Source organism: Borreliella americana (assembly GCF_021043605.1).
Classification (GTDB): Bacteria; Spirochaetota; Spirochaetia; order Borreliales; family Borreliaceae; genus Borreliella; species Borreliella americana.
In genome coordinates, this window is record NZ_JAJNFB010000054.1 from 1 (window position 1) to 719 (window position 719).

Below are 719 nucleotides of genomic sequence, written 5' to 3' on the forward strand. Positions count from 1 at the left end.
AATTTATTCCCATGTGTTGGTAGTAATTCGTTGTAACGTTTAGTACTTTTTCTAATTTGTAAATATAATTTTGCATTGTTCTTAAAGTAGTGGGAGCTAGGCCATTTCTTTTAAGATTTTCATTAAAATAATAAAGTATGTTTTGTTGCGTGTATTTCTTATCTTTTTTGTTTAGGTAATTCAGCGTTGAAGTAAGAGATATTAATTTGTGTTGGTGTTTGTTGCGACAGGCTGGACTTTTTGTATTATTTAGAAAACCTTTCATATTTTCTCCTTGTTTGAACTATTAATAATTACTATTATAATGCAAAATTTTGATTTAAAAGTAAATACTTTACTAAAAAATATTAAATTTTAATTATTAATTTTGTTAAATTAATATACTTTTTGTAGTTTGGTAAAAATACAAATTGATTTTAATTCTAAGTTGGGCTATACTACAAGCAGTGTAGTTATTTGAATATTTTTCAGTTTTAACTACCTTGTTTGAATTTGCAAAAAAATAATACAAGGGTTTAGCTTAGTTCTTTGAATAAGAGAATCTAGCTAAGCCCTATTTTTTTGTAAAAATTTTTGTAAAAAAATTGGCAAAAATAGTTTTTGCTATATACTTATATTTATAAATTCAAACAAGGAGTAAAAACATGAACAACATATGAATAAATATTATGCCTGTATTTTGATTAATAGTAATGAAAAAATTATTTTCAAATCCTGGG

At 23.6% G+C, this 719-nt stretch carries 1 protein-coding gene and 1 pseudogene; one reads left to right on the forward strand and one right to left on the reverse strand.

All coding sequences use genetic code 11. The annotated features are described in order from the left end of the window. A partial coding sequence (locus LRB30_RS05800) for a plasmid maintenance protein (protein ID WP_231020158.1) occupies positions 1–265 on the reverse strand: 265 nt, incomplete at its 3' end. A 390-nt stretch (positions 266–655) separates the two neighbouring features. On the opposite strand from LRB30_RS05800, the pseudogene LRB30_RS05805 reads away from it, so the two are divergent. Further along, a pseudogene (locus LRB30_RS05805) lies at positions 656–719 on the forward strand (ribonuclease H family protein); the annotation flags it as partial.